The sequence below is a fragment of the Hymenobacter arizonensis genome (assembly GCF_900115775.1).
Taxonomy (GTDB): Bacteria; Bacteroidota; Bacteroidia; order Cytophagales; family Hymenobacteraceae; genus Hymenobacter; species Hymenobacter arizonensis.
Genome location: NZ_FOXS01000002.1, coordinates 79328 through 102802, shown reverse-complemented (window position 1 = coordinate 102802; position 23475 = coordinate 79328). Strand labels below are relative to the sequence as shown.

22 protein-coding genes are annotated in these 23475 nt (G+C 59.8%); 12 read left to right on the top strand and 10 right to left on the bottom strand.

Annotated features, from left to right (window positions below):
• Window positions 1–11: 11 nt before the first annotated feature.
• Window positions 12–1670, top strand: a complete 1659-nt coding sequence (locus BMZ66_RS06910) for an FAD-binding dehydrogenase (protein ID WP_092670495.1) — start codon at window positions 12–14, stop codon at window positions 1668–1670.
• Window positions 1671–1684: 14 nt separating this feature from the next.
• Here BMZ66_RS06910 and BMZ66_RS06905 read toward each other — a convergent pair whose 3' ends face one another.
• Complete coding sequence (locus tag BMZ66_RS06905) at window positions 1685–4336, bottom strand: TonB-dependent receptor plug domain-containing protein (RefSeq protein ID WP_092670493.1); 2652 nt, start codon at window positions 4334–4336, stop codon at window positions 1685–1687.
• 197 nt (window positions 4337–4533) lie between these two features.
• On the opposite strand from BMZ66_RS06905, the gene BMZ66_RS06900 reads away from it, so the two are divergent.
• The 5 genes from BMZ66_RS06900 to ytxJ all read left to right on the top strand — a co-directional run bounded on the left by BMZ66_RS06900 (window position 4534) and on the right by ytxJ (window position 8897).
• On the top strand, window positions 4534–5133 hold the full coding sequence (locus BMZ66_RS06900; RefSeq protein ID WP_092670491.1) for a Riean_0653 family protein: 600 nt from the start codon (window positions 4534–4536) through the stop codon (window positions 5131–5133).
• A 62-nt stretch (window positions 5134–5195) separates the two neighbouring features.
• Window positions 5196–7259, top strand: a complete 2064-nt coding sequence (locus BMZ66_RS06895; RefSeq protein WP_092670489.1) for an alpha-ketoacid dehydrogenase subunit alpha/beta — start codon at window positions 5196–5198, stop codon at window positions 7257–7259.
• A 252-nt stretch (window positions 7260–7511) separates the two neighbouring features.
• Window positions 7512–8048 (top strand): hypothetical protein, encoded by a 537-nt coding sequence (locus BMZ66_RS06890; RefSeq protein ID WP_143080086.1) that lies wholly within the window; start codon window positions 7512–7514, stop codon window positions 8046–8048.
• Window positions 8023–8400, top strand: a complete 378-nt coding sequence (locus tag BMZ66_RS06885; RefSeq protein WP_143080085.1) for a hypothetical protein — start codon at window positions 8023–8025, stop codon at window positions 8398–8400. Before BMZ66_RS06890 ends, BMZ66_RS06885 begins: the two co-directional genes overlap by 26 nt.
• 149 nt (window positions 8401–8549) lie before the next feature.
• Entirely contained in the window at window positions 8550–8897 is a 348-nt protein-coding gene (gene ytxJ / locus BMZ66_RS06880; protein WP_092670483.1) for a bacillithiol system redox-active protein YtxJ, read from the top strand.
• A 92-nt stretch (window positions 8898–8989) separates the two neighbouring features.
• Here ytxJ and BMZ66_RS06875 read toward each other — a convergent pair whose 3' ends face one another.
• Window positions 8990–9397, bottom strand: a complete 408-nt coding sequence (locus tag BMZ66_RS06875; protein WP_092670481.1) for an OsmC family protein — start codon at window positions 9395–9397, stop codon at window positions 8990–8992.
• 107 nt (window positions 9398–9504) lie between these two features.
• On the opposite strand from BMZ66_RS06875, the gene BMZ66_RS06870 reads away from it, so the two are divergent.
• On the top strand, window positions 9505–10326 hold the full coding sequence (locus BMZ66_RS06870) for a hypothetical protein (protein ID WP_143080084.1): 822 nt from the start codon (window positions 9505–9507) through the stop codon (window positions 10324–10326).
• A 151-nt stretch (window positions 10327–10477) separates the two neighbouring features.
• On the top strand, window positions 10478–11371 hold the full coding sequence (gene lipA, locus BMZ66_RS06865; protein ID WP_092670477.1) for a lipoyl synthase: 894 nt from the start codon (window positions 10478–10480) through the stop codon (window positions 11369–11371).
• Window positions 11372–11470: 99 nt separating this feature from the next.
• On the opposite strand, the gene BMZ66_RS06860 is transcribed toward lipA, so the two are convergent.
• Window positions 11471–12073 (bottom strand): DUF4136 domain-containing protein, encoded by a 603-nt coding sequence (locus tag BMZ66_RS06860; protein WP_092670475.1) that lies wholly within the window; start codon window positions 12071–12073, stop codon window positions 11471–11473.
• Window positions 12074–12303: 230 nt separating this feature from the next.
• Between BMZ66_RS06860 and BMZ66_RS06855 the strand changes: the two genes are divergently transcribed.
• Window positions 12304–12615 (top strand): hypothetical protein, encoded by a 312-nt coding sequence (locus BMZ66_RS06855; protein WP_092670473.1) that lies wholly within the window; start codon window positions 12304–12306, stop codon window positions 12613–12615.
• A gap of 120 nt (window positions 12616–12735) precedes the next feature.
• On the opposite strand, the gene gcvP is transcribed toward BMZ66_RS06855, so the two are convergent.
• Window positions 12736–15654: an aminomethyl-transferring glycine dehydrogenase gene (gcvP, locus tag BMZ66_RS06850; protein WP_092670471.1), complete on the bottom strand. Its 2919-nt coding sequence runs from the start codon at window positions 15652–15654 to the stop codon at window positions 12736–12738.
• A 279-nt stretch (window positions 15655–15933) separates the two neighbouring features.
• Here gcvP and BMZ66_RS06845 point away from each other — a divergent pair, with 279 nt between their 5' ends.
• Window positions 15934–17166, top strand: coding sequence for an NAD(P)-dependent oxidoreductase (locus tag BMZ66_RS06845; protein ID WP_092670469.1), 1233 nt, complete (start codon window positions 15934–15936; stop codon window positions 17164–17166).
• 52 nt (window positions 17167–17218) lie between these two features.
• On the opposite strand, the gene BMZ66_RS06840 is transcribed toward BMZ66_RS06845, so the two are convergent.
• The 5 genes from BMZ66_RS06840 to BMZ66_RS06820 form a co-directional block, all read right to left on the bottom strand.
• Window positions 17219–18049 carry a DUF1206 domain-containing protein gene (locus BMZ66_RS06840; protein ID WP_092670468.1) on the bottom strand — a complete coding sequence of 277 codons (831 nt, stop codon included), beginning with the start codon at window positions 18047–18049 and terminating at the stop codon, window positions 17219–17221.
• Between the two features lie 179 nt (window positions 18050–18228).
• The gene (locus BMZ66_RS06835) at window positions 18229–18447 is read right to left on the bottom strand and encodes a CsbD family protein (protein ID WP_092670466.1); all 219 of its coding nucleotides are present in this window, start codon (window positions 18445–18447) and stop codon (window positions 18229–18231) included.
• Between the two features lie 171 nt (window positions 18448–18618).
• Entirely contained in the window at window positions 18619–19251 is a 633-nt protein-coding gene (locus tag BMZ66_RS06830; RefSeq protein ID WP_143080083.1) for a hypothetical protein, read from the bottom strand.
• Between the two features lie 12 nt (window positions 19252–19263).
• A complete protein-coding gene (locus BMZ66_RS06825) occupies window positions 19264–20055 on the bottom strand; it encodes a hypothetical protein (protein WP_092670461.1) in 792 nt (263 codons plus the stop codon).
• Between the two features lie 274 nt (window positions 20056–20329).
• Window positions 20330–20614 carry a hypothetical protein gene (locus BMZ66_RS06820; RefSeq protein ID WP_177204626.1) on the bottom strand — a complete coding sequence of 95 codons (285 nt, stop codon included), beginning with the start codon at window positions 20612–20614 and terminating at the stop codon, window positions 20330–20332.
• 236 nt (window positions 20615–20850) lie between these two features.
• On the opposite strand from BMZ66_RS06820, the gene BMZ66_RS06815 reads away from it, so the two are divergent.
• A complete protein-coding gene (locus BMZ66_RS06815) occupies window positions 20851–22440 on the top strand; it encodes a hypothetical protein (RefSeq protein ID WP_092670459.1) in 1590 nt (529 codons plus the stop codon).
• Window positions 22441–22528: 88 nt separating this feature from the next.
• On the opposite strand, the gene BMZ66_RS06810 is transcribed toward BMZ66_RS06815, so the two are convergent.
• The gene (locus BMZ66_RS06810; protein ID WP_092670457.1) at window positions 22529–22900 is read right to left on the bottom strand and encodes a hypothetical protein; all 372 of its coding nucleotides are present in this window, start codon (window positions 22898–22900) and stop codon (window positions 22529–22531) included.
• A gap of 171 nt (window positions 22901–23071) precedes the next feature.
• On the opposite strand from BMZ66_RS06810, the gene BMZ66_RS06805 reads away from it, so the two are divergent.
• Window positions 23072–23473 (top strand): hypothetical protein, encoded by a 402-nt coding sequence (locus tag BMZ66_RS06805; RefSeq protein ID WP_092670455.1) that lies wholly within the window; start codon window positions 23072–23074, stop codon window positions 23471–23473.
• Window positions 23474–23475: the final 2 nt, after the last annotated feature.

Below are 23475 nucleotides of genomic sequence, written 5' to 3'. Positions count from 1 at the left end.
TATCTTACCACATGCAAACTCCTCTTTCTTGCGACGTTCTCATCATCGGGGCCGGCCTCTCGGGCCTGGTAGCCGCGGCCGAAGCCACCGCCGCGGGCAAAAAGGTACTAGTGCTTGACCAGGAGCCTGAACAGAACCTTGGCGGTCAGGCGTTCTGGTCGTTCGGCGGCCTCTTTCTGGTGAACTCGCCCGAGCAGCGTCGCCTGGGCATTCGCGACAACGCCGACCTGGCCTGGCACGATTGGCAGGCCACTGCCGGCTTCGACCGCCCCGAAGACGCCTGGCCCCGCCGCTGGGCCGAGGCCTACGTGCAGTGGGCTGCGGGAGAGAAGCGCAGCTGGCTGCGCGAGCGGGGCATTCGGTTCTTTCCCATCGTGGGTTGGGCCGAGCGGGGCGGGGCCGGCGCCAGCGGCCCCGGCAATTCGGTCCCGCGCTTCCACGTAACCTGGGGCACCGGGCCGGGCGTAGTGGCGCCCTTCATCGCCCAGGCCCGCACCGCCGAAGCCAAGGGTTTGCTCGCCTTTAAATTTCGCCATCGCGTGAATGAGCTGGTGCATACCAACAGCGCCATCACAGGCGTGCGCGGCAATATATTAGAGGCCAGCGACGTGCCCCGGGGGGCGCCCAGCAGCCGCCAGGTGGTGGGCGACTTCGAGCTAAGCGCCGGGGCGGTAATCGTGACGGCCGGCGGCATTGGCGGCAACCACGAACTGGTGCGCCGCAACTGGCCGGCCCGCCTGGGCACGCCCCCGGCCCACATGATTTCGGGCGTGCCGGCCCACGTCGACGGTCGCATGCTGGGCATCACCGAAGCCGCGGGCGGCCAGCTGATAAACTCCGACCGCATGTGGCACTACACCGAGGGTATACAGAACTGGGACCCCATCTGGCCCATGCACGGCATCCGCATTTTGCCGGGGCCGTCGTCGCTGTGGTTTGATGCGCGGGGCCAGCGCCTGCCCGCGCCGCTATTTCCGGGTTTCGACACGCTGGGCACGCTGGCCCACATCCAGAAAACGGGCTACGACTACACGTGGTTTGTGCTCACCCAAAAGATTATCGAGAAGGAATTCGCTCTCTCCGGCTCCGAGCAAAACCCCGACCTCACCAACAAAAGCATTGCCCAAACGCTGGGCCGGGTGCGTGGCGGGGGCACCCCACCGCTACGCGCTTTCATCGAAAAAGGAGCCGACTTTGTGGTGCGCCACAACCTGCCCGACCTCGTGCGCGGCATGAACGCCCTCACCCCCGAGCCGCTGCTGGACCTAGCCACCCTGCAAGCCGAAATCGAAAGTCGCGACCGACAGCTCCTCAACCCCTTCGGCAAAGACGAGCAGCTCACGGCCCTGCGCGGCGCCCGCAAATACATCGGCGACCGCCTCATTCGCACGGCCAAGCCGCACGCCCTGCTCGACCCGGCCAACGGCCCACTCATTGCGGTGCGCCTGCACATCATCACCCGCAAAACCCTCGGCGGCCTGCACACCGACCTCCAGGGCCGGGTGCTGAATGCTGCTGGCCAGCCCCTGCCCGGGCTTTTTGCGGCCGGTGAGGTGGCCGGCTTCGGCGGAGGCGGCATGCACGGCTACCGGGCCTTAGAGGGCACGTTTCTGGGCGGCTGCATTTTTTCGGGCAGGGCGGCAGGGCGGGCTGCAGCAGGTGTTAGCTGAGTGAGATTCGTTGGTTAGAAAGCTCCCCGCACGCCTACTTGCCACACCCGAGCCACGGGGTACACGCTGGCGTCCTGGCCGGCTAGTAGGGGAGAAGCGCCACCGCTGCTTACGTTGGGGTCGTAGCCGCGGTATTTGCCCGTCACGAATAGGTTTTGGCCACCGACCCACACACTGGCTTGGCGGGTTCCGGTATTCAGCACCTCGTAGCTTAGCGTGAGCTGCGAAAGGCGCAAATGATTGCCGCTTTCCAAGGATTGGTGGTTAATCTGGTTGAATGGGGTAGTGCTCCCAGCCCGGGGCACCGACGTATTGGGGTTCGCCGGCGTCCAATAGTCTAGGGCCCGTGGCGAGCTGTTGATGGAGCCAGTGGGCGTATCGAGCGTAATCAAGGTAGTATTCAGGATTTGATAGCCAAACAGGCCATCAAACTGGGCATCTAGCTGGTAGTGATGCAGACGCAGTTGCTGTGTGAGAGCGAGGGTGTAGCGCGGCAGGCCACTGCCACTGGCGTAACCGTCGCGGTAGTCTATTTCTCCGTCGTTGTTGCGGTCACGATAGCGAATGGAGCCGGCCCGGGCAGAGCCGGACGGATAGATGCCGTCTTGGTCGAAAACATAAAAACTGCTAATGGGCTGGCCGTTTTGCAAAGTCTTACCGGAGCCGCCAATGAAAAATTCCTGGCTCAGGGACGCTACACGGTTGCGGTTAGTAGCCGCCGCTAGGTGGGTAGTGCCTTGCAAAGGGCCCCGCTGCCAGGTACTACCCACCGTGAGTTCGAGGCCCTGGTTCAGGAGCGTCACATCGGGAAACATATTAATGATGGATGGCCCACTGCCCGTCATGATTCCTACTGGCACCATGGCCTGCGCTTGAAGCGTGCGACGTTGATAGATTCCGGCTTCCAGCGTAAGATGCCCCTCCAGCAGACCGAGCCGCAGGCCCGCATCGTGGTGGGTGGTGCGACTTTTATCATAAAAGAAGCCCCTGGTGCGTCCTGTTCCGGCCCACAGCGTGAAGTCGCTCAGCCCCGACGCACCAGCCAAAAATGCTTCTTTGTGGAGGTGCCAGCTGAGTTGCCCACCCGGCGACCAATTGTATTCGGTTTTCGAAAAATCGTCGGTGTTCAAGATAAAGTCGGCTCGCATTGAAGCCTGCAGCTCATAGCGCCCCGCGTAGGTGTAGCCAATACTGCCCGAGGGGCTTTGAATGCCTTCTAGGGCCTTCTGTGACTCCTCGTAGTAGCCGCGCATATCAAAGCCAAAGCCGTTGTTGCTGGCAAGGAGGTACTCTTCGCGCCGCAGTGTTCGCTTGAACTGTTGCCGGAGGTAGTCCAGCGAGGCCACCACGGCGTGCTGGTTGGCAAAAGTGTGCTGGTACCGCAATGCCGCATTGGCCACCCAGTTGGTAGCGTTAGTTGTTGAGGTGGAGGTTTGTTCTACTGGGGGCGTAAGGTTTTGCCCGATAAACACAGGTGAGTAGCCAAGGGCTCGCGCGTCGACCTGTTCTCGGCTGCCGCGCAGGGTGAGCAGCCAGTCGTCGTTGAATCGATACGTGGCGTTCAGCTGCGCCAGCAAGCGCTGGGTGCGCGGAGTAGCTCGGTAATAGTTCAAGTCCCGAAGTGGGTCCTCGAGAAACGTGCTGGGGGCTGCACCCGGTAGCACGGCCGGCTTTGCAAACAGCACGTCTTGCAGCAAGCGCCCACTATGGAACTGGCTGCCGGCATAGCGCTGGTCGGTTTGGCTGGCGCTGGCGTTCAGGCCCACGGTGAGCTTGGGCGTGAGGTGCTGGTTTAGGTTGAGGCGCAGGTGGTAGCGGTTCAGGCTTGACTGGTCGACCACGCCGGCTTGGCGGAGGTAGTCTGCGGCCGCATAGTAGCTGGTGTGGTGGGCTTGGCCATCCAGGCTCAGGTTGTGGCTTTGTATGCCAGCTACTCGAAACACTCGTTTTTGCCAGTCTTCTTCGCCCAAATTATCAAGTGCTGTGGCCGAATAAGGGGGCTGGGGGGCCCAGCCTGCTCTCGCTGCATTGACCAGTTCGGCGTATTGACGCGCACCAAGCAACTCGTAGCGCTGCCGTACCTGTTGCAGCCCGCCCCAGGCAGTGTAGCGCACCCGCAGCGGTTGGGGAGTAACACCCTCACCGGCGCCACGTCGTGTGCTGATGACCACGACCCCGTTGGCGCCTTGCGCACCGTAGCGAGCCGTAGCCGCCGCACCTTTCAGCACTTCTATCCGCGCCACGTCAGCTACCGGCATGTCCAGCATAGGATTGGCGTTGGGGCTATACGGGATGACGGTGCCGTTGCTGTAGTTGTTGCGTTGGTAAAAGGCTTCGGCATTGCTCCATTGCTCGGGCGTGACTTCGGTATTATACACGGGCACCCCATCCACCACATATAGAGGCTGGCTATTGCCCGTGACATTGATGACACCCCGGATGCGTACCGTGGCCCACGCCCCCGGCGCTCCCGAGTACGGCGTGACTTGCACCCCAGCTACTTGGCTTAAAGCTGGCTGGATGGTGGTAAAAGCGGGGATGCTTCCAGCACGCGGCAAGGTGGTGTGCGCACTGTCGCTTGTGGCCGTAGCCAAGGTGTCGGCTTGCTGAGCATGAGCCTCGGCGGCTACTAAAAAAAGAACAGTAAATGGTAGAATTCGGGGCATAGAAATTGTGTGAAATCACCACGAAGGTAGATGCCGTTTTGGGCATCATAGCGCATGAAAATCAGGTAAATTAGGTTCGGCCCACTACTTGATTAATTTGTGCTATTGTAAGTTTGGTAAGTGCCAGCCAACCTAGTATTCAGAGGATGCTATGTACTTTCGCACGGGACCACATTGGCCTTATCTTCTGCCACGCTATGCACAACTTCCAACCCACTGCCACCTTGCTCAAACGGACCGGTTTCCTGCTGCTGCTCCCGCTGCTCATGAGCTGCGAAGACTCGCTCGATGACCTGTATCCGAAGGTGCAGCCCGTGCAAGTGCCTGCTGCCACCCAGGCTGGCCTGAACACCTTTGGCTGCCGCGTGAACGGGCAGGTGTGGGAAGCCAACAACGCCAGCACCCTCGCGGGTAAAGTCATTACGCCCACTGCCCGTTACGACCAAGGCGAATTGCGCATCGACGCGTTCCGGCGCCTGCAGGTGGCCGGGCCGGTTACCAATTTCCATTTTAGCCTCAGTAGTGTGAAGGGCCCCGGCGTTTATGAGCTAGGCGTGTCCGAGGCGGGCAATTCCGCGGAACTCAAAACCGCCAACGGGCTGATGAACTATGTCAGCGACGGCCAGCACACGGGCACACTCACCATCACGCGCCTCGACACCACCGGTGCGCAGGCTTTCGTAGCGGGCCGTTTTGAGCTGCAGGCCGCGCCGCGCCACGGCGCCCGCCGCTCGGCCGAGCTGCCCGCCGAAATGCAGGTAACCGAGGGTCGTTTCGATATTCAGCTGAGTCGCTAGGAACGGCGCAAGCGGAGGCCTGTTACCTTTGCCGGGTTCCTCCGCTTCTCGCACTCCCACCCATGACTCCAGTTGCCACGGCTCTCCGGTTCGACCGCCTCGACCTTTCCAACGAAACCCTGCTGCACCTCTACCAGCACCTGCTGCGGCCCCGGCTGATTGAGGAGAAAATGCTCATTCTGCTGCGCCAGGGCAAGGTGAGCAAGTGGTTCTCGGGCATCGGGCAGGAAGCCATTTCGGTGGGCAGCACGCTGGCCCTGGAGCCCGACGAGTACATTTTGCCCCTGCACCGCAACCTGGGAGTATTCACGGGGCGCGAGGTGCCGCTGGGCCGCCTGTTTGCGCAATGGCAGGGCAAGCGGACGGGCTTCACCAAAGGCCGCGACCGCAGCTTCCACTTTGGCAGCAACGAACACCACATCGTGGGCATGATTTCGCACCTCGGGCCGCAGCTGGCCGTGGCCGGTGGCATTGCCCTGGCCGACGTGCTCGACCAAAAGCCCAAAGTGACCCTGACTTACAGCGGCGACGGCGGCGCCAGCGAGGGCGACTTCCACGAGGCTCTGAACGTGGCCGCCGTGTGGCAGCTGCCGGTCATTTTCATGATTGAAAACAACGGCTACGGCCTCAGCACGCCCAGCAACGAGCAGTTTCGCTTCAAGTCCTTCGTCGACAAAGGCCCAGCTTACGGCATGGAAGCCGTGCAGGTCGACGGCAACAACGTGCTAGAGGTGTACACCACCGTGAAGCGCCTGGCCGAAGACCTGCGCCAAAACCCACGCCCCGTGCTGGTGGAAGCCCTCACCTTCCGGATGCGCGGCCACGAAGAAGCCAGCGGCACCAAGTACGTACCCCAGTCCCTGATGGAAGAGTGGGCCGCCAAAGACCCGGTGGAGAACTACGAAAAGTGGCTCCTCGAAGAAGGCATTCTCACCGAAACCGCCAAGCACGGCATCCGCGATAAAATCAAGCAAGCCATCGAAGCCGGCCTGCAGGAAGCCGACGCCGTGCCCATGCCCACGGCTGATGTGCAGGAGGAAATTGCCGACATGTACCAGCCGTTTACGCCCGATGCGTCGCTGCAAATGGAGTTAAGCGTTAAAAGTGAAGAGTTAAAAGGGCAGCAAAACGGTTTAACTCCTAACTCTAAACTCTTAACTGCGACGAAGGACCTTCGCTTCATCGACGCCATTTCCGAGGGCCTCAAGCAAAGCATGCAGCGCTACCCCGACCTCGTGCTCATGGGCCAGGACATCGCCGACTACGGCGGAGTGTTCAAAATCACGGAAGGCTTTGTGGCCGAGTTTGGCAAGGCGCGGGTGCGCAACACGCCGCTTTGCGAGTCGGCCATCGTGGGTGCCGGCCTGGGCCTGAGCATCAAGGGCAAGAAGAGCATGGTCGAAATGCAGTTTGCTGATTTCGTGACCTGTGGCTTCAACCAGATTGTAAACAACCTCGCCAAAAGCCACTACCGCTGGGGCCAGAACGCCGACGTGGTGGTGCGCATGCCCACCGGCGCCGGCAGCGCTGCCGGCCCCTTCCACAGCCAGAGCAACGAGGCGTGGTTCACGCACGTGCCCGGCCTGAAAGTGGTGTACCCCAGCAACCCGCACGACGCCAAAGGCCTGCTCTGCGCGGCCATCGAAGACCCCAACCCGGTGATGTACTTCGAGCACAAGATGCTCTACCGCAGCCTGAGCGGCCCCGTGCCCGAAGCCTATTACACCACGCCCATCGGCAAAGCCGCGCTGGCCGCCGAAGGCGACGAGCTGAGCATCATCACCTACGGCATGGGCGTGCGCTGGGCCCTGCAGGTGTGCGAAGACCTGAAGGTGTCGGCCGACATCCTCGACCTGCGCACCCTGCTACCCTGGGACCAGGAAGCCGTGCGCCAAACCGTGGAGAAAAACGGCCGCGTGCTCGTGCTGCACGAAGACACCCTCACCGGCGGCATCGGCGGCGAAATCGCGGCCTGGATTGGCGAAAATTGCTTCGAGCACCTCGACGCTCCCGTGCGCCGTGTGGCCTCTCTAGATACCGCTATTCCGTTCGCGCCACCTTTGGAAGCAGCCTTCCTGCCCCAGCAGCGCCTGCGCGAGCAGGTGCAGGCACTGCGCAATTACTAAAGGAGCCTAAGCTATTTTATTATGTGGAAAAGGGCGGCGGGGAAACATGGCTTGCCGCTCTCACCCAAGCAGCTATAGCGCACCGTTGATGCTTGCTAATAGGATTGCTGCTGCACCAAAGATGCCCAAGCAGGCAGTGCGTGAGGTATCAATTGCATTTACTTGGTAGCTGGTTAAACGGTATTGGCGCGATTTTCGCGCCTGCTCTCGTATCTTTCTCTTCTTTATTCCTCTAACTCTGCACGCTATACGGTGATATACTTTCTACCTTCTACTACTATTCGTTCGGTGCTGAGCGTGCTGCTGTTGTTAGCGTTAGGCAGCTGCAGCATTTTTCGGCCTTACCGCCTGCCCACTCCCAAACCCTCGCCTGAATTCAAGGCCCAGCAAAAAGCTGCCGCGGCGGCGCGCAAAAACAACGAGCCTCCTAGCTTTCTCAAGAAAAGGGACCGCGACAAAGAAGAGGCCGCTACCGACGTTTCCACTCCCACCGGAGGCACCATAAAAGCTTCAACCGCCACGCCCGAAGCCCGCACGCTACCCGAGCGCTCCACAGTTCGCTACGACAAAAACGGGCTGATGAAAAAGCCCAAACTGATGCGCCGACGCATCAACAAGCCTGCTCCCAAGCCCTTTCGTCCCCTGAAGTCCATTCGTCACTTCTTTAAATTTAAAAAGCATGGCAAACCCAACTACAGCCCCGACCACCGGCCTGCTCCCAAGCAATCTGCGGAGCCCTCTGCCATGCCCGACCCCGCTCCCGATGCTACCCCAGCAGGCAAGCCGTAGCCTCCTACTAGGCTTGTGGCTGGCCCTGGTGCTGCTACTAAGCAGCCAGGCAGCCTCAGCCCAAATCGTGCACGAGAAGCCCGGCCAGCACAAGGCGGCTACCCGGCGGGCCTTGCGCGATGCCAAGCGCACCGACGCCCCCTACAAGGACAGCCACCTCGGGGTGACGGCTGCCCGCCTCAAGCGCGGCCAGAGCGACCCGCCCAAACTTAAGCCTTACGATGAGCTCGACAACGAAGTGGACTACGAGCCCGAGCCGGTAGTGCAGGCAAAAAAGTCCGGTTTCTTGGGGCTGCGCCGTAATAAAAAGAAGGCCCAGCCCGGCAAGACCACGGCAGTCGAAAAAAAATGAATGGTGACGGGGGAATCAAGTGTTGTAGGACTGTTGTAGTACAAGTGCTACCGTTTTCCGTAGTAGCAGTGCCCGATAGCCGGGCTGCCCCTTGAACCTAAATTTTCAGGCAGCAACTCACCGATAATATTTACCCCTTACTAGCAATAATGTCTACTCCCTGGCTCCCCCTAACCCAGCCCGAACAACTAACCGAACTGGCGCAGGCATCTCACGAGCAGCCGGTGCTCATCTTTAAGCACAGCACTACGTGCTCCATCAGCGCCGCTGCCAAAAGCAAGATTGAGCGCCAGTGGGCCGACAGCGGCTTGGCCAACGTGCCCATCTACTACCTCGATTTGCTACGTTTCCGTCCGCTCTCGGCCCAGATTGCTGACCAGTTCGGTATTCGCCACGAGTCGCCCCAGTTGCTGCTCATCAAAGACGGCGAATGCCAATACGATGCCTCGCACATGGGCATTCGCCTCAGCGACGTGTCGGCGAAGGTGACGAAGTAAGTAAGTGAGAGGGGGAATCGGTGGCCCAATGCATTTAGCGGGCGAACCGAAACCACTTTTCAGTGTTCCCCCTCACTACTATCTTCTTCCCACTATTCGTACAAAAACACCACGTTCTGCCGGATATCCGGGTGCAGGCTCAGCGTTACGGGGCAGGTGAGGGCGGTGCGCTCCAGCAAGGCCCGGTCGCTGGTCGAGAGGGCGGCGGGCAGTGTAAACGTCACGTCAATTTGCGCAATGCGGCGCGGCGCCTCGGTGCTCATGTGCTTCACCACCGCAAAAGTGCTGTCGGTTAGATTCAGCTCATGGCGGTCGGCAACGATGCCCATCACCGTCATCATGCACGAGCCCAGAGCGGCGCTTACTAGGTCGGTCGGCGAAAAAGCTTCGCCCCGGCCGTGATTATCGGTGGGCGCGTCGGTTTGAATAACGTTGCCCGAGGCTACGTGGGTGGCTTCGGTGCGGAGTTGGCCCGCGTAGCGGGCAGTAGCGGTGTTCATCAAGTCAGGGAGTTACCTTTAAAAAGTTGTTTCTTCGCTAGCTAATTTACGTACTACTTCAATGCGCCGCGCCTGTGGCGTCAGGTCGGGCTCAATTCTGGTTGACTATGTATTCCTTCACTTCTCGTTTTCTGGGTCCGTTGGGCGCTGTCCTGCTCGTCGTTGCCCAAGCCCAGGCCCAGGCGCCTGTGCGGCCCTCGGCCGGAGCCGCGGCACCGTCCGAAGAACAGTCGTACCACAAGGAGTTTGTGTACGGGGTCAATTTTAACACCCAGGGTGGCCTGCTGGGCGGCGCGTCCGTGCGTTCGACGCGCGTGCTCGACGACCGGATGCTGCGCTTCTGGAGCATCGAAGGCGTAATGCTCAAGAATGCCAAAGAGGAGCGCCGCAGCACCATTGTCGGCGGAAGCTACATCTATCTTAAGTCTAATTATGCGTTTGTGCTGCGGCCTTCGGTGGGCCTGCAGCGCGTCCTGTTTCGCAAAGCTGCCGATGCCGGCGTTCAGGTTAATGCTCTGGCAAGCGCAGGCCCTTCCTTTGGCCTGCTGTTGCCTTACTACATCGTCTACGACCGTACTTCGGCTGGCAGCATCGGCACGCCGCCCAATGGGGCCAACAACGATATTGTGACCGAGCAGTTCGACCCCGCTAAGCACACCGATGTTAATTCCATTCTGGACCGCGGGCCGCTTTTCAGTGGCATTGGCCAAACCAGAGTGGTGCCCGGTTTCCACTTGCGCGGGGGCCTGAGCTTCGAATATGGCCGCTACCGCGATGCCGTTACGGGGCTGGAAGTAGGGGTGTTGGTAGAAGGATTTACCAAGCGCATGCTCATTCTCAGCCCCACCATCCTTTCTGAGAAGGACGTGCTGAACCGGCAGTTTTTTCCTTCTGTGTACCTCACCCTTTACTTTGGCCACCGCTCCTAGCGCAACGCCCGGTGAGAAATTAACGATGAAGAACGAGGGCCCGGTGCCGGCAGATGGGTAAGGCGCATCAATTGCACCGTAAATTTGTTAGTGCATAGTATCGAATGGGCCGAGGACAATTCCTCCTTCATTCTTCATTCCTTCTTATACAATGATTGATTTGCCCGTTATTCAGCCCGAAACGGCTGCGCCTGCCCGCCCCCGCAAGCCCGACTGGCTGCGCGTGAAGCTGCCTGTGGGCGAAGAGTATGCCGCTGTGCGTCGCCTCGTGGACGAGCACAAGCTGCACACCATTTGCGAGAGCGGCAACTGCCCCAACATGGGCGAGTGCTGGGGCGCCGGCACGGCCACCTTTATGATTCTGGGCAACATCTGCACCCGCTCGTGCTCGTTTTGCGCCGTGGCCACCGGCCGCCCCACCGAGTATGACCTCGATGAGCCCCGCCGCGTGGCCGAGGCCATCAAGCTCATGAAGGTGAAGCACGCCGTGCTTACCAGCGTAAACCGCGACGAGCTCAAGGACCGCGGCGCCAGCGTGTGGCGCGAAACCGTAGTCCTCACCAAACAGCTCAGCCCCGACACCACCATCGAGACCCTGATACCCGATGTGAAAGCCAATTGGGACGCGCTGGATGTGATGATTTCGGGCGGCCAGGAGGTGATTTCGCACAACATTGAAACCGTGGGCAGCCTCTACCGCCTCGTGCGCCCACAGGCCCGCTACGACCGCAGCCTCGAGCAGATTCGCCGCACCAAGCTGGCTGGCCACCGTACCAAATCAGGCATCATGCTGGGCCTTGGCGAAAAGGCCGATGAGCTGTACCAGGCCATGGACGACCTCGTGGCCAATGGCCTCGACATCCTGACCCTGGGTCAGTACCTGCAGCCCACCAAGCACCACCTCGACGTGGCCGAATTCATCACGCCCGACCAGTTTGCCCACTACAAAGAAGAGGGACTGAAGCGCGGCTTGAAGTACGTGGAAAGCGGCCCGCTGGTGCGCAGCTCCTACCACGCCGAACGCCATGTGAATGTTCCGGTTTAGTAGCCTTGCTTGGTAAACGGAACCTTCAAACCATTCTTATAACAAAAAAGGCCGCTCCAGAACTGGAGCGGCCTTTTGTTTGACTAAAAGCTAGATGAATTAGCGACGAGCGTTGCCGTCCTGGGGAGGGTAGGTGCCCAGGATGCCGTTCACAATGCGCAGGGTTTCTGCTTCGTTAATGGTGTTCTGGTCGACCTGCGCCTGACCAGTGCCACGCCAGGCAAGTTCTTTGCGACGGGCGTCGATGATGTCGATTACTACAGTGCCGGCTTTATACTGAGTGATGGGCTGCATGCCACGGCCGTAGAAGCCCCCCCAGCCGTAGCCGTAGGGATACCCCATGCCATTGAAGCCTGGCGATACTTGCTGCTTGTCTTCGACGCGGGCGCTGTATGCCACGTAAACATCGGGAGCTTTCTCTACTTCGGTTAGGCCTTTGCGGGTCATCTCGGCCGAGACGGCCGCGCGCATGCGCTTGTCCAGGAACGACTCGTAGCCTTTGGCCGGGCCGCCCTCGGTGTCGACGGGCTGTTGGGGATACCACGCCCAAGTTTTAAAAGCACGGAAATTGACCGAATGGTCAAAATCATTGGTCACGCCCACACGAGAAGTGGAAGAGCAAGCGCTGGTGCCCAACAACAGCGCAATGCTCATTGCTGCCAACGCAGCCGGACGAGCCAGGAAACGGGTGATGCGGTTCATATAATCTTGGAAAAAGACAGGTTGATTGATGGGCCCAAAGCGCTGTGTCTCGGGACAAACAGAGCGGGTTCAGGAGTTGCAATAATAACGATAAAACGCCCTCTGGCGTTCCACTTTTCCTGGTGTGCCGGCCCGCCTTCATAACGGCAGATATCGGCATTTTAGTTTGGTATAAACAGATTTTGTCCTACCTTACCCCCGAATTTCCACTCAACACCTTCGCGTCGTCAATGAAAAGTACCGCCATTTTGCTATTGGCAATCTCCGGCCTGCTGGCTGCCTGCTCTACCACCCGCGACGGACAGCTGCAGACGGCCCCTGGAAACCGAACTCCCGTGGCGCACAACACCATTGTGAACTGCCCCGTGTACGACGGCATGAAGAAAACGTCCATTGTGCTGGCCCAAACCACAGCCGGCAACGAAGTGCAGGTAACCGACACCATCAACGCCTACTTCGTGCGGGTGCGTCTCGACAAAGACGGCCAAACCAAAGTTGGCTACATGGACCGCCGTTGCTTCGGCGAGCGGGGAGATAAATAGCCTTGTGCTAGCCTGATTCGAAGCAAGCTCCAAGCTGCCAGAAACAAGAAAGCCCGATTCATCGAATCGGGCTTTCTTGTTGGTTAGTGAGCAGTCGGGCGCAAGTTCGCCATTACGCTACTAGTACGAAGGGCCTTTGTCGGCCTGTACCAACTCCTCTTCCTTGTCGGCATACTGCTCAATGGGCGTGCAGCTGCAGATGAGGTTGCGGTCGCCGTAAGCCGAGTCGATGCGGCTAACGGTGGGCCAGAACTTGGCGGCGCGCACGTACTCCATGGGGTACACCGCTTTCTCGCGGGAGTAAGGGCGGGTCCAGTCGTGCACCAGTACCGTGGCGGCGGTGTGCGGGGCATGCTTGAGCACGTTGTCCTTGGCGTCGGCCTTGCCCGACTCTACTTCGGCAATTTCTTTGCGAATCGAAATCATGGCGTCGCAGAAGCGGTCCAGCTCGTCCTTGCTCTCGCTTTCGGTGGGCTCCACCATCAGCGTGCCGGCTACCGGGAAGGACACCGTGGGCGCGTGGAAGCCGTAGTCCATCAGGCGCTTGGCAATGTCTTCCACTTCTATGCCCGCCTTTTTGAAGTGGCGGCAGTCGAGAATCATTTCGTGGGCGCAGCGGCCGTGGCTGCCCGAGTATAGCACTGGGTAGTGCTCCTCAAGGCGAGCCTTGATGTAGTTGGCGTTCAGAATGGCCAGCTCGGTAGCGCGCTGCAAGCCGTCGCCGCCCATCATCGAGATGTAGGCGTAGCTGATGGGCAGGATGCTGGCCGAGCCCCAAGGCGCCGCCGAAACCGAGCCATCGCTACGGCCTTCCACGGTTACCACGGCGTGGCCGGGCAGGTAGGGAGCCAAGTCGGCCACTACGCCGATGGGGCCTACACCGGGGCCACCGCCACCGTGCGGAATGCAGAAGGTCTTGTGCAGGTTGAGGTGGCAGACGTCGGCACCAATGTTAGCAGGCGAGGTCAGGCCCACTTGGGCGTTCATGTTGGCGCCGTCCATGTACACACGGCCGCCGTGCTGGTGAATGGTCTCGCAGATGTCGATGATAGTTTCCTCGTACACGCCATGCGTGCTAGGGTAAGTTACCATCAGGCAGGAAAGGCGGTCGGCGTATTTGGCCGCTTTCTCTTTGAGGTCGGCCACGTCGATGTTGCCATCTTCGGTGCTCTTCACCACTACCACTTCCATGCCGGCCATTACGGCCGAGGCGGGGTTGGTGCCGTGAGCCGAAGCCGGAATCAGCGACACGTTGCGGTGGTGGTCGCCGCGGGCTTCGTGGTAGCCGCGAATGGCCAGCAGGCCGGCGTATTCGCCCTGTGCGCCCGAGTTGGGCTGCAGGCTAACGGCATCGAAACCGGTGATTTCGCACAGCCAAGCTTGCAGGTCAGAGAAAATCTGCTGGTAGCCTTTGGTTTGGTCGAGAGGGGCGAAGGGATGCAGCTGGCCGATTTCGGGCCAGGTCACCGGAATCATCTCGGCGGTGGCGTTCAGCTTCATGGTGCACGAACCCAGCGGAATCATGCTGTGCGCGAGGCTGAGGTCCTTGTTTTCGAGCTGCTTCATGTAGCGCAACAGCTCGTGCTCGGCGTGGTGCGTGTTGAAGACGGGGTGGGTGAGGTACTCGCTGGTGCGCACGAGGCTCTTGGGCCAGGTCAGCTCCAGTTCCTCTGGCAGGTCCACCAGCTGCTCAACTTCCTTGCCCAGTACTTTGGCGAAGACATCGAGAATGTCGTTTACGTCGTGCAACTCGGTGTTCTGGTTGAGCGAAATGCCCACCCGCACCTCGTCGAAGTAGCGGAAGTTGATGCGCGCGGCTTCAGCCTCCTGGCGCAGCGACTGCTGCAGCTCGGCGCTTTCGAGGCGCAGGTTCAGGGTGTCGAAATAGTTTTCGTTGGTCTGGTCTACGCCGAGTTTCTTCAAGCCGGCTTCCAGGGTCTGGGCCAGGCTGTGGGTGTTCACAGCAAACTGCAGGATGCGCTTCGGGCCGTGATACACGGCATACATACCAGCCAGCACCGACAGCAGCACCTGCGCGGTGCAGATGTTGGAGGTCGCTTTTTCGCGGCGGATGTGCTGCTCGCGGGTTTGCAGGGCCATGCGGTAGGCCTTGTTGCCGGCCGCGTCAATGCTCTGGCCGATGAGGCGGCCGGGAATCACGCGCTTGAACTGGTCTTTGGTGGCGAAGAAGCCGGCGTGCGGGCCACCGTAGCCCATGGGCACGCCGAAGCGCTGCGAGTTGCCTACGCAGACATCGGCGCCCAGCTCACCGGGCGAGGTGAGCAGCGTGAGGGCCAGCAAGTCGGCGGCCATTACCACAAACACGTTGTTGCTGCGGGCCTGGCTGATAAATTCTTTATAGTCGAAAATCTCGCCGTCGGCGGCGGGGTACTGCACCATGGCGCCGAAGAAGCCTTCATTGCTCAGGTCAATCTGGCGGTGGTCGCCCACTACCAGCTCAATGCCGATGGGGGTAGCACGGGTGCGGAGCAGGTCGATGGTTTGGGGCAGCACCTGCTCAGACACGAAGTACTGGTGCGCGCCTTTCTTCTTGGTCTGGCTGTGCAGCATGGTCATGGCCTCGGCAGCAGCGGTGCCTTCGTCGAGCAGGCTGGCGTTGGCAATTTCGAGGCCGGTGAGGTCAATTATCATTGTCTGATAATTGATGAGGGCTTCGAGGCGGCCCTGGGCAATTTCGGCCTGGTAAGGCGTGTAGGCTGTGTACCAGCCCGGATTTTCCAGAATGTTGCGCTGAATAACCGGGGGCAGCGTGGTGTCGTGGTAGCCCAGGCCGATGTAGCTCTTGAACACCTGGTTCTGGCCGGCAATCTGCTTGAACTTAGCCAGGAAGGCACGCTCGCTAAGGGCAGCAGGCAGGTCCAGCGGCCGCTTGAGGCGGATAGCCGGCGGCACGGTTTCGTCGATAAGCTGCTCGATGCTGCTCACGCCGATGGTGCGGAGCATGGCCGCCTGCTCGTCGGCGCCGGGCGCATTGTGGCGGTCTTCAAAAACGTCGGCAGGCTGGGGTTTCAGCGTCATATAGGCGAGAAATGGAGGAGTGAGAAGCAGTTTTGACGTGGTGATTTTCAGGTTCAGATTCCTTAACAAAGGTAAGCCCCAAAAGGTCCGGCCGACTGATAGCAAAACCGTAATTTTGACCGCAACTCCTTCTCATAACCTGTCAGCCTGAGCAAAGACGAAGGACCATCTCCCGTAAGCATTGCTGATTATAAACTGTTCGACGGTGAGCAGGTCCTTCGCTGCACTCAGGATGACAGGCGATTTGTTTCTCTCTTTCCACTTCACCCAACCCCACCCATGTCTTTCACCATCGGCCTCATTCGCGAAGGCAAAACACCTCACGATAAGCGCGTCCCGCTTACCCCCAAAAAGTGTGTGGAAGCGCAGGCCACCTTTCCCGACTTGGCCATTGTGGTGCAAAGCAGCCCCGTACGCAGCTACTCCGACCAAGAATACCGCGACCTGGGCCTCGAGGTGCGCGATGACATTTCCGACTGCGACGTGCTCATGGGCGTGAAAGAAGTGCCGCCCGCTCAGCTAATTGCCGGAAAGACCTACCTCATTTTTTCCCACACCGTGAAGAAGCAGCCCGCCAACCGCAACCTGCTGCGCGAGGTGCTGAAAAAGAAGATTACCCTGATTGACTACGAGCTGCTGACCAACGCCCAGGGCGAGCGCATTGTGGCGTTTGGGCGCTACGCGGGCATTGTAGGCGCCTACAACGGCCTGCTCACCTATGGCCGCAAGCACAACCTGTTTGCCCTCAAGCCCGCCCACGAGTGCCTCGACATGGACGACATGCAGGAGGAATTTTTCAAGGTGAAAAAGCTGCCGCCTATCAAGATGGCAGTTACTGGCTCGGGCCGGGTAGCCAAAGGCGCCCTGGAGGTACTCGACCGCATGGGCATTCGCCGCGTGAGCGTATACGATTACCTGTACCTGACATTTAAAGAGCCAGTGTACACGCAGCTGCGCAGCTCCGACTACAATCGTCGGCGCGATGGCCGGGTGTGGGACACCGCCGATTTTCACGCCAACCCGCAGGAGTACGAGTCCACTTTTGGCTTGTTTCTGCCCGTGACGGACCTGCTCATTGCCTGTGCCTACTGGCATCCCTCGGCGCCCAGGCTGTTTGAAGAAACTGCTACCCAGCGCCCCGATTTTCGCATCAACACCATTGCCGATGTCACCTGCGACGTCAACGGCTCGGTGCCCACCACCAAGCGCAGCAGCTCCATCGCCGACCCGGCTTTCGACTACAACCCCGAAACCGGCGAGTTGGAAGCTCCCTACGCCCGTCCCGATAACATCACGGTGATGGCCGTGGATAACCTGCCCTGCGAGTTGCCCCGCAACGCCAGCCGCGACTTTGGCCGCCAGCTGCTCGATAACGTGCTGCCCCACTTGGTGGGCAACGACAGCGAAGGCATCATTGCCCGCGCCACCATTGCCCGAGACGGCGAACTAATGCCTCGCTACCATTATTTGGCCGATTACGTGGCCGAAAAGGCAGAAGCTTCTTTGAGCTAGCTGTTAGTTGTTCGTTGTCAGCTTGACTTAAAAGTCTGATAACTGAAACGCACTAAATTCCACGCAACACCGGGTAACGCGCCTGCACCAGCATGAACAAGCCGTAGGCCACGAGCCCCGCCGCCACAGTGCCGAGCACAACTGGTCCCATCTCGGCCAGGAAGTCAAACGCCTCGCCGGTACCACCCACGGCCGAAGCCCGCGACTGCTGGCCCGCCTGCACAAAAAAGTAGCCCAGAATAGCCAGCACCAGCCCCCGGGCCGTGAAGCCAACCTGACCCGCGCGGTACACAAGCTGTTCTTGGTTGGCGGAGAGGCCGCTGGCGTTTACGTCTTTCTGAAACTTGCCGGAATAGGCTCGGTACACCTGAAAGATAGCCACGCCGATAATCACCACCCCCAGGATGATGATGAGCCAGTCGCCGCCGGGCCAGCCCAGCACCTTGGCCGTGAGCGTCTGAGAGGTGTCAGCACCTCTTTCAGTGCGGCCGTTTAGGGCGAGGCGCCCGGCATAGAGGGCTAGGCCTGCGTAGAGCAAGCCGCTGGCGATGTACCACAGCCGCGTGCCCACGCCCTTTAGGCCCGTGCCCTTGTCTTCGGTGTCGCGAATGGCTTGGGTGAAGCGCCACACAATGTAGCCCAGCAGGCCAAACGCAATGAGCCCGAGCATGATGTTGCCGGCCGGTAGGTCCTGCAGGCGTTGCACGGCTTCCTCGCGGTCGGGGCGGGCGCCGCCGCCCAGCCCCGTAGCGGCGAGCAGCGCCAGCACGCCCATCAGGATATAAACAATCCCGATGGCGGCAAAGCCAAAACGGGCCATGGTTTTGATGCCGGCCGACGGCGACTGGGGAACGGCTGAAAGAAGGGTGTCGGTAGCTGACATAGCAGGCGCTGGACAAAAGAGGTGAAGGAGGATTCTGAATACACGCTGCCCGCGGGTAAAGGTTAGGCTCTGGGCTCAAGCCGCAAGCAAAAAGCCCCTTCTGTTGCCAGAAAGGGCTTTCTAAATGAAGTAATGCGTGTGGATTGGAAGGCGCGTTACCTCATTGGTGTTGCTACGGGTTAGAACGTGCGGTTGAACCAGTTCTTGATGTCTTCAACGGCGTGGCCGGTTTTCTCTTGCAAGCGGCCGTACCACTCGTCCTGCTTGCCATCCTCGTAATTGAGGTCGTCGTCGGTGAGGTTGCCCCACTTCTGCTTGGCTTCGCCCTTGAGCTGGTTCCAGTTGCCACGAGCTTTCAGCTCGGTTTGGTCGTTGATGTTATTCTGGTTGAGGTCCATGGCTGAAAGAAGGAAATGTGGAAGGAAGGAAAGATGGGTGGGAAGGTGGAATTCGTGGTATTTGTACGCTATAGCTAGGGTTAAGGTTGAGCTACTGCTGCCCAATGCCGGAATCTTGTTGGGCCACAACCAATCCGTTTTGCATCGGCCAACCTTTCCGTCTAGCCGCGCTCAATTCCCAGCGGTTCCTATAACGAGGCCGATAAGCACTAGCTGTAAGCCTACTCCAATACCATACCCCTTCCAGGCCTGCCGGCGCTTGGTAGCGTCGGCTTGCTGGGAGTAGCCGGCCGCGTAGTTGCTGTTCGTAAGCATGGCGGGAGCGGGCGCGTCCAGGTTGCGTAGTTGCACCGGCGCGTTGGCGATGGCCGACGTAGAAAGCAAACCCAGCACAGGCCCTAAAAAGAAGGTCGCTGCTGCCGCCCCGGTCACCGCCTGGCTGCCCCGGTAGCGAACCAGCGCATCGGCCCGGCCGCGAGCCTCTAGTTGGGTTCCGCTTGGGCCATCTGGCTGCTTTGCCGGCTCCGTGGGCGTCGTTAGTCGCGAAATAACTTCCTTGGTCCCATTGGCATAGCGAATCAAGAAAACACCGGTGGTGGGCACACGCACCGTATCGGTCCCAGTCACGTAGCTGATTGATAGTGGCGAGATGCTAAGCACGCGGCCTGGCACCTCGTCGCCGTTGGTGCGAACAATGGTATCGGTCTGGGCCAGGGCGGGGCCGGCCAGCAGGCTCAGCAGGGCCACCAGCACACAAGCAATAAGGCAGCTGCTAAGCCTCGGAAGCGGGGCAAGGGTTCTCATGGCCGGACTTGGTTAGCGGTGGCGGGCGTTGAACCCCACGAGCAGGCTGAAGCGCACGCCGTCATTGCCGGGCACCACGGCTAGGTTGATGGGGAAGTTGATGCCATTGGATTGAATGGAGGTGCCCATGGCCAGCACGATGTTGGCACCCAGTGGTGTAAGGTTGGGGCCGAGGCCGAACTCGAAGCCCTTGGCCCCGCGAATGCCCACCAGGCCGCTGATGCTGGGAATGAACTTGCCCTGCTCGAGCCCGCCAACCAGAGGCACAAACTCCACCAGCCCGCTCACGCCGTTGGGCAGCCGGAACAGCCGGCTCTCAAACTGCCAGCCAAACTGCGTGAGGAAGGGGCGAAGCTCAGTGCCCTCACCCCGCGCTTTGTCCACCACGCCCTGCGACAATACCGTGAAGCCAATGCGCGGCCCGTCGAGATGAATGGGCTCAGAAAGAATGGCGTCGTTGGGCGAGGCATTGCCTACCACGGGCACTTCGCCGGGCAAGGGCACCCGCGCCGCTGAGCTGGGAGCCGGCGAACTAGGAGCCGGCGAGCTTGCAGGCGCCGCGCCGTTGCCAAACACTTCCTTGGTGCCGTTGGCGTAGCGTATCATAAACACATCGGTTCGCCACACGCTAATGAGTGGGCCGTCGGGGTTGTCGGTGCGCCGGTACTTCACTTCCGTCGGGGTGATTTCGACCACTTTAACGGTCAGTTCGTCGCCGTTGCGCTTGGTGAGCAAGTCTTGGGCGTGCGCAGCGCTGGTCAGCATCAGGCAGGCTAGCAAAGCAAAGAGTAAACGTGTACACATGGTGAAGGAGCGATTAGGTGAAACCATGCGTAAAGGTGAACGAACCACCTGCGGAATGCTAGCTCATTTTATAGTTTATTGGACTTTATAAATTGGTAATTACATTAATAAAAGCGCTGTTAATCAGTTAATAAAGTAATAATTTTGGGATATTGACGACAGCTTATAGAATAGCTATACTGGCTTCCTGATGCCCCCAAAGTGCGGTTAGCAAAAACAAAAAGCCCTGCTACTTCAGTAGCAGGGCTTTTAAGACCGTTAAGGCGAGACCTTACTAGTCTTTTTTGTCGGGAACTTGCTCTACAATCTTGTTAGCCGGACGGTTGCGCACAATAGCGGTGTCGCCGGGCTCGCGGGCGATGTCCTCTTTGGCATTGTCAACGGCATTCTCCATGGCGTTGCCAGTACGGTCAGCCGCATTTTCCATGGCATCGCCAGCATTTTCAGCGGCATTCTCGGTGCTGTTGGCTGCGTTTTCAGCTTTTTGTTCGGAGCAGGAAGTGGTAGCAAAGGCACCAAATGCAGCCAAAACGAACAGGGACTTGAGGGAAAGTTTCATAGTGTTGGAAAGAAAGAGTTGATGAAAATTCATCTTTAATCAAGAATCTACCAAAAGGTAACCTGCTTTTACCCGGTATATAGCTGTTTGGTTTCGAACGGCTAACAAACTGTAGCTCGAGCGCTCTGCTCGAGCAGAACCAGGCAGCTGGTCTCTAGTGCATATATAAGTTGTTGATTGACAACAAGCAATGTTTGTTATTGTCTTGCACCGTGTTAGCATCGTAATTTGCTTGCATGGACGACCTGCGCACGACGCTTTTAACGCTGGGCCCCGACGAGCGGCGCGACTTCGGAGTATTCATTCAGCGCCAGCGGCGCAAAACTACCGGCCGGCAAGACTCCCGCCTCTACGAGTTGCTGGTGCAGCCCAAAGAGCTCACCGCTCCTCAGCTCATCGCCAAGCTCTACCCCGCCGAGCCCAACCCTGTGGCCTATTACGCGCTGCGCAAGCGCCTGCTGCGCCACCTCACCGATTTCCTGCTGTTGCGTCAGCGCCAGCTCGACACCACGGCCGCCGCTTCGGTGCGCGGGCAGCTCACCCTGGCCCAGTACCTGTTCGAGGCCGGCATTCCGCGCCTGGCCTGGAGCACCCTGCGCAAAGCCGAAAAGCTGGCCCGCGACAACGAGCAGTACGAGCCCCTGAACGCCGTGTACAACCTGCAGATTCAGTACGCCAACTCGCCCCACGCCGAGCCGCTGGCCGAAATCATTGCCCGCCGCCACATCAACAAAAAAGCCGCCGACGAGGAAGAGCGGGCCAACATTGCCGACAGCCTCCTGCGCCTGCGCCTGCGCGAAGCCCGGGTGCGGGGCCGCGCCGGCGTATCGTTCGACGCCATTATGCGCGAAATCCTGGCCGAGTACGACCTGCAGGAGGCCTTTGCCCGTTCACCCTCGCTCCTGAGCCGGCTCATGTCCATTGCCCGCAGCGCCATGCTGGTGCGCCGCGACTTTGCCTCGTTTGCGCCGTTCATCGAGCGCTGCTACAAGATAATGGAGCGTCGCCACGGCTTTGCCCCCGCTCAGCGCGGCTACCAGCTCAAGCTGCTCTACATGCTGGCCCACGCGCTGTACCGGTCGCGGCATTTTGCCCAGTCGGTAGAATATCTGGAGCAGGGGAGGGCCTTGCTGGCCGCCATGCCCAGCCGGCAGCAAACCGAGTTCTGGCCCCGTTTCACCATGCTGCTGGGTGCCAACTATGCCTTTCTGCGCCGCAACGCCGATAGCATAGTCTTGTTGGAAAAACTGCTGAAGGGCCCGGTAACCCTGCCTTTGGCTGATGACCTCACGGCCCGTTTGCAGCTCAGCTTCCATTATTTTGCCGAGGGCATGTACCAGCGCGCCAACCACACCCTGATAAGCCTGGGCCGCACCGACCACTGGCTGGAACAGCACATGGGCCTGGAGTGGCTGCTCAATCGCAACCTGGGCGAAATGCTCATCCAAATCGAGCTTGGCAACCCCGATTTAGCCTTGGGCCGCCTGCATGCCATTGAGCGCACGCTGCGAGAGCACTTCCCCGCTACGCCCGTTCCTGAGACGCCCGCTACTGCACCAGGAGAAACGTCGGCGGCTTCGAGCGCGAGCAGCCCCAGTGGCGGGCCCTACCTCTACGTGCTGAGCTACCTCGCCCTAGTGCGTAAGATTATTGACAACCCCGCCGCAGCGCGCCACCCCGACTTCGCCACCCTAGTGGGTGATTTACCCGACTCGCTGCCCCTGCAGCGCGAAGACCTGCAGGCCATCAGCTTTTATGCGTGGTTGCGGGCCCGCATGTTGGGCCGCCCCTACTACGAGGTGCTGATGGAAGCCTCAACACTGTAGGCGCGTGCTACTCCGGCGCCGCAAAACCACGAACGGCCGGGCTGCATAAGCCCGGCCGTTCGTGGTTTTGCGGCTTTAAAATTCGCAGTTAATCCCTGCGGGTAGCTTCTTCGGTGTTCTCTTTGGCCTGGGTGCCCGTGCGTTTGGCGGCGTTGCCCATGTTCTTGAGTTTGGCGTCGAGCTTATCGCCGGCCGCCTCCATCTTATCGCCGGCGGCTTTCAGCTTGGTGTCGAGCTTGTCGCCGGCAACTTTCATCCGAGCTTCCGCTTTTTCGGCTGCGGCCTCCATTTTTTCGCCGGCTCTTTCGGTAGCTGCCTCCATTTTGTCGCCCGCGCGTTCGAGGTCGGCTTCGACCCGGTCGCCGGTCGCATCGGCGTTGCGCTTCTCGGTTTCGGTGCAGGCAGTGCTGCTCAGCGCCACAATGGTGGCCACAAACAGGGTTTTCAACGGCGTTTTCATGGTTTCAGGGATAAGAGGTGAAAGATGCTGATTAATCAAAAACAGCCTGAAAAGGTAACCCGGCTCCGGCCATCTGCACTGCTTCGGGCACGAGTCGGCAACGCGGTAGGCTAACTTTTTAGTCTCCGCACTAGTATAGCCCTCACGTATCCTTCTTACCTCCAACCCACCATGGATTCCACTGCTGCCACCCCGCACACGCCCGCCACGCCCGAAGTGCCGCTGGCCGTGACCGACCAACAAAATACCGCTCTGCTCGACGATACGCTCACGTTTCTGACGGCCAGCACGCCCACCAACTCCGGCCCGCAGGGCCGCGTCGAGATTGAGCGTTGGGAAGCGGTTCTGTCCTCTTCCGACCGCCCGGGCTTGGCCAAAATCAAGCAAGGGCTACGTCAGCTCGACGAGTTGCTGGCCGAGTCCAAAAGCCCCTCGCACGACATCGCCGAGGTATTGGCCACCCTGGGTGCCGAAACCGCTAAGGTAGCCGAAGACGCCCCCGGCGAATACAGCGGCCCCCTGAACAACCTGAGCAAAATGCTCATCAAAGCCGGGTCTTCGCTGTCGCGTTAAAT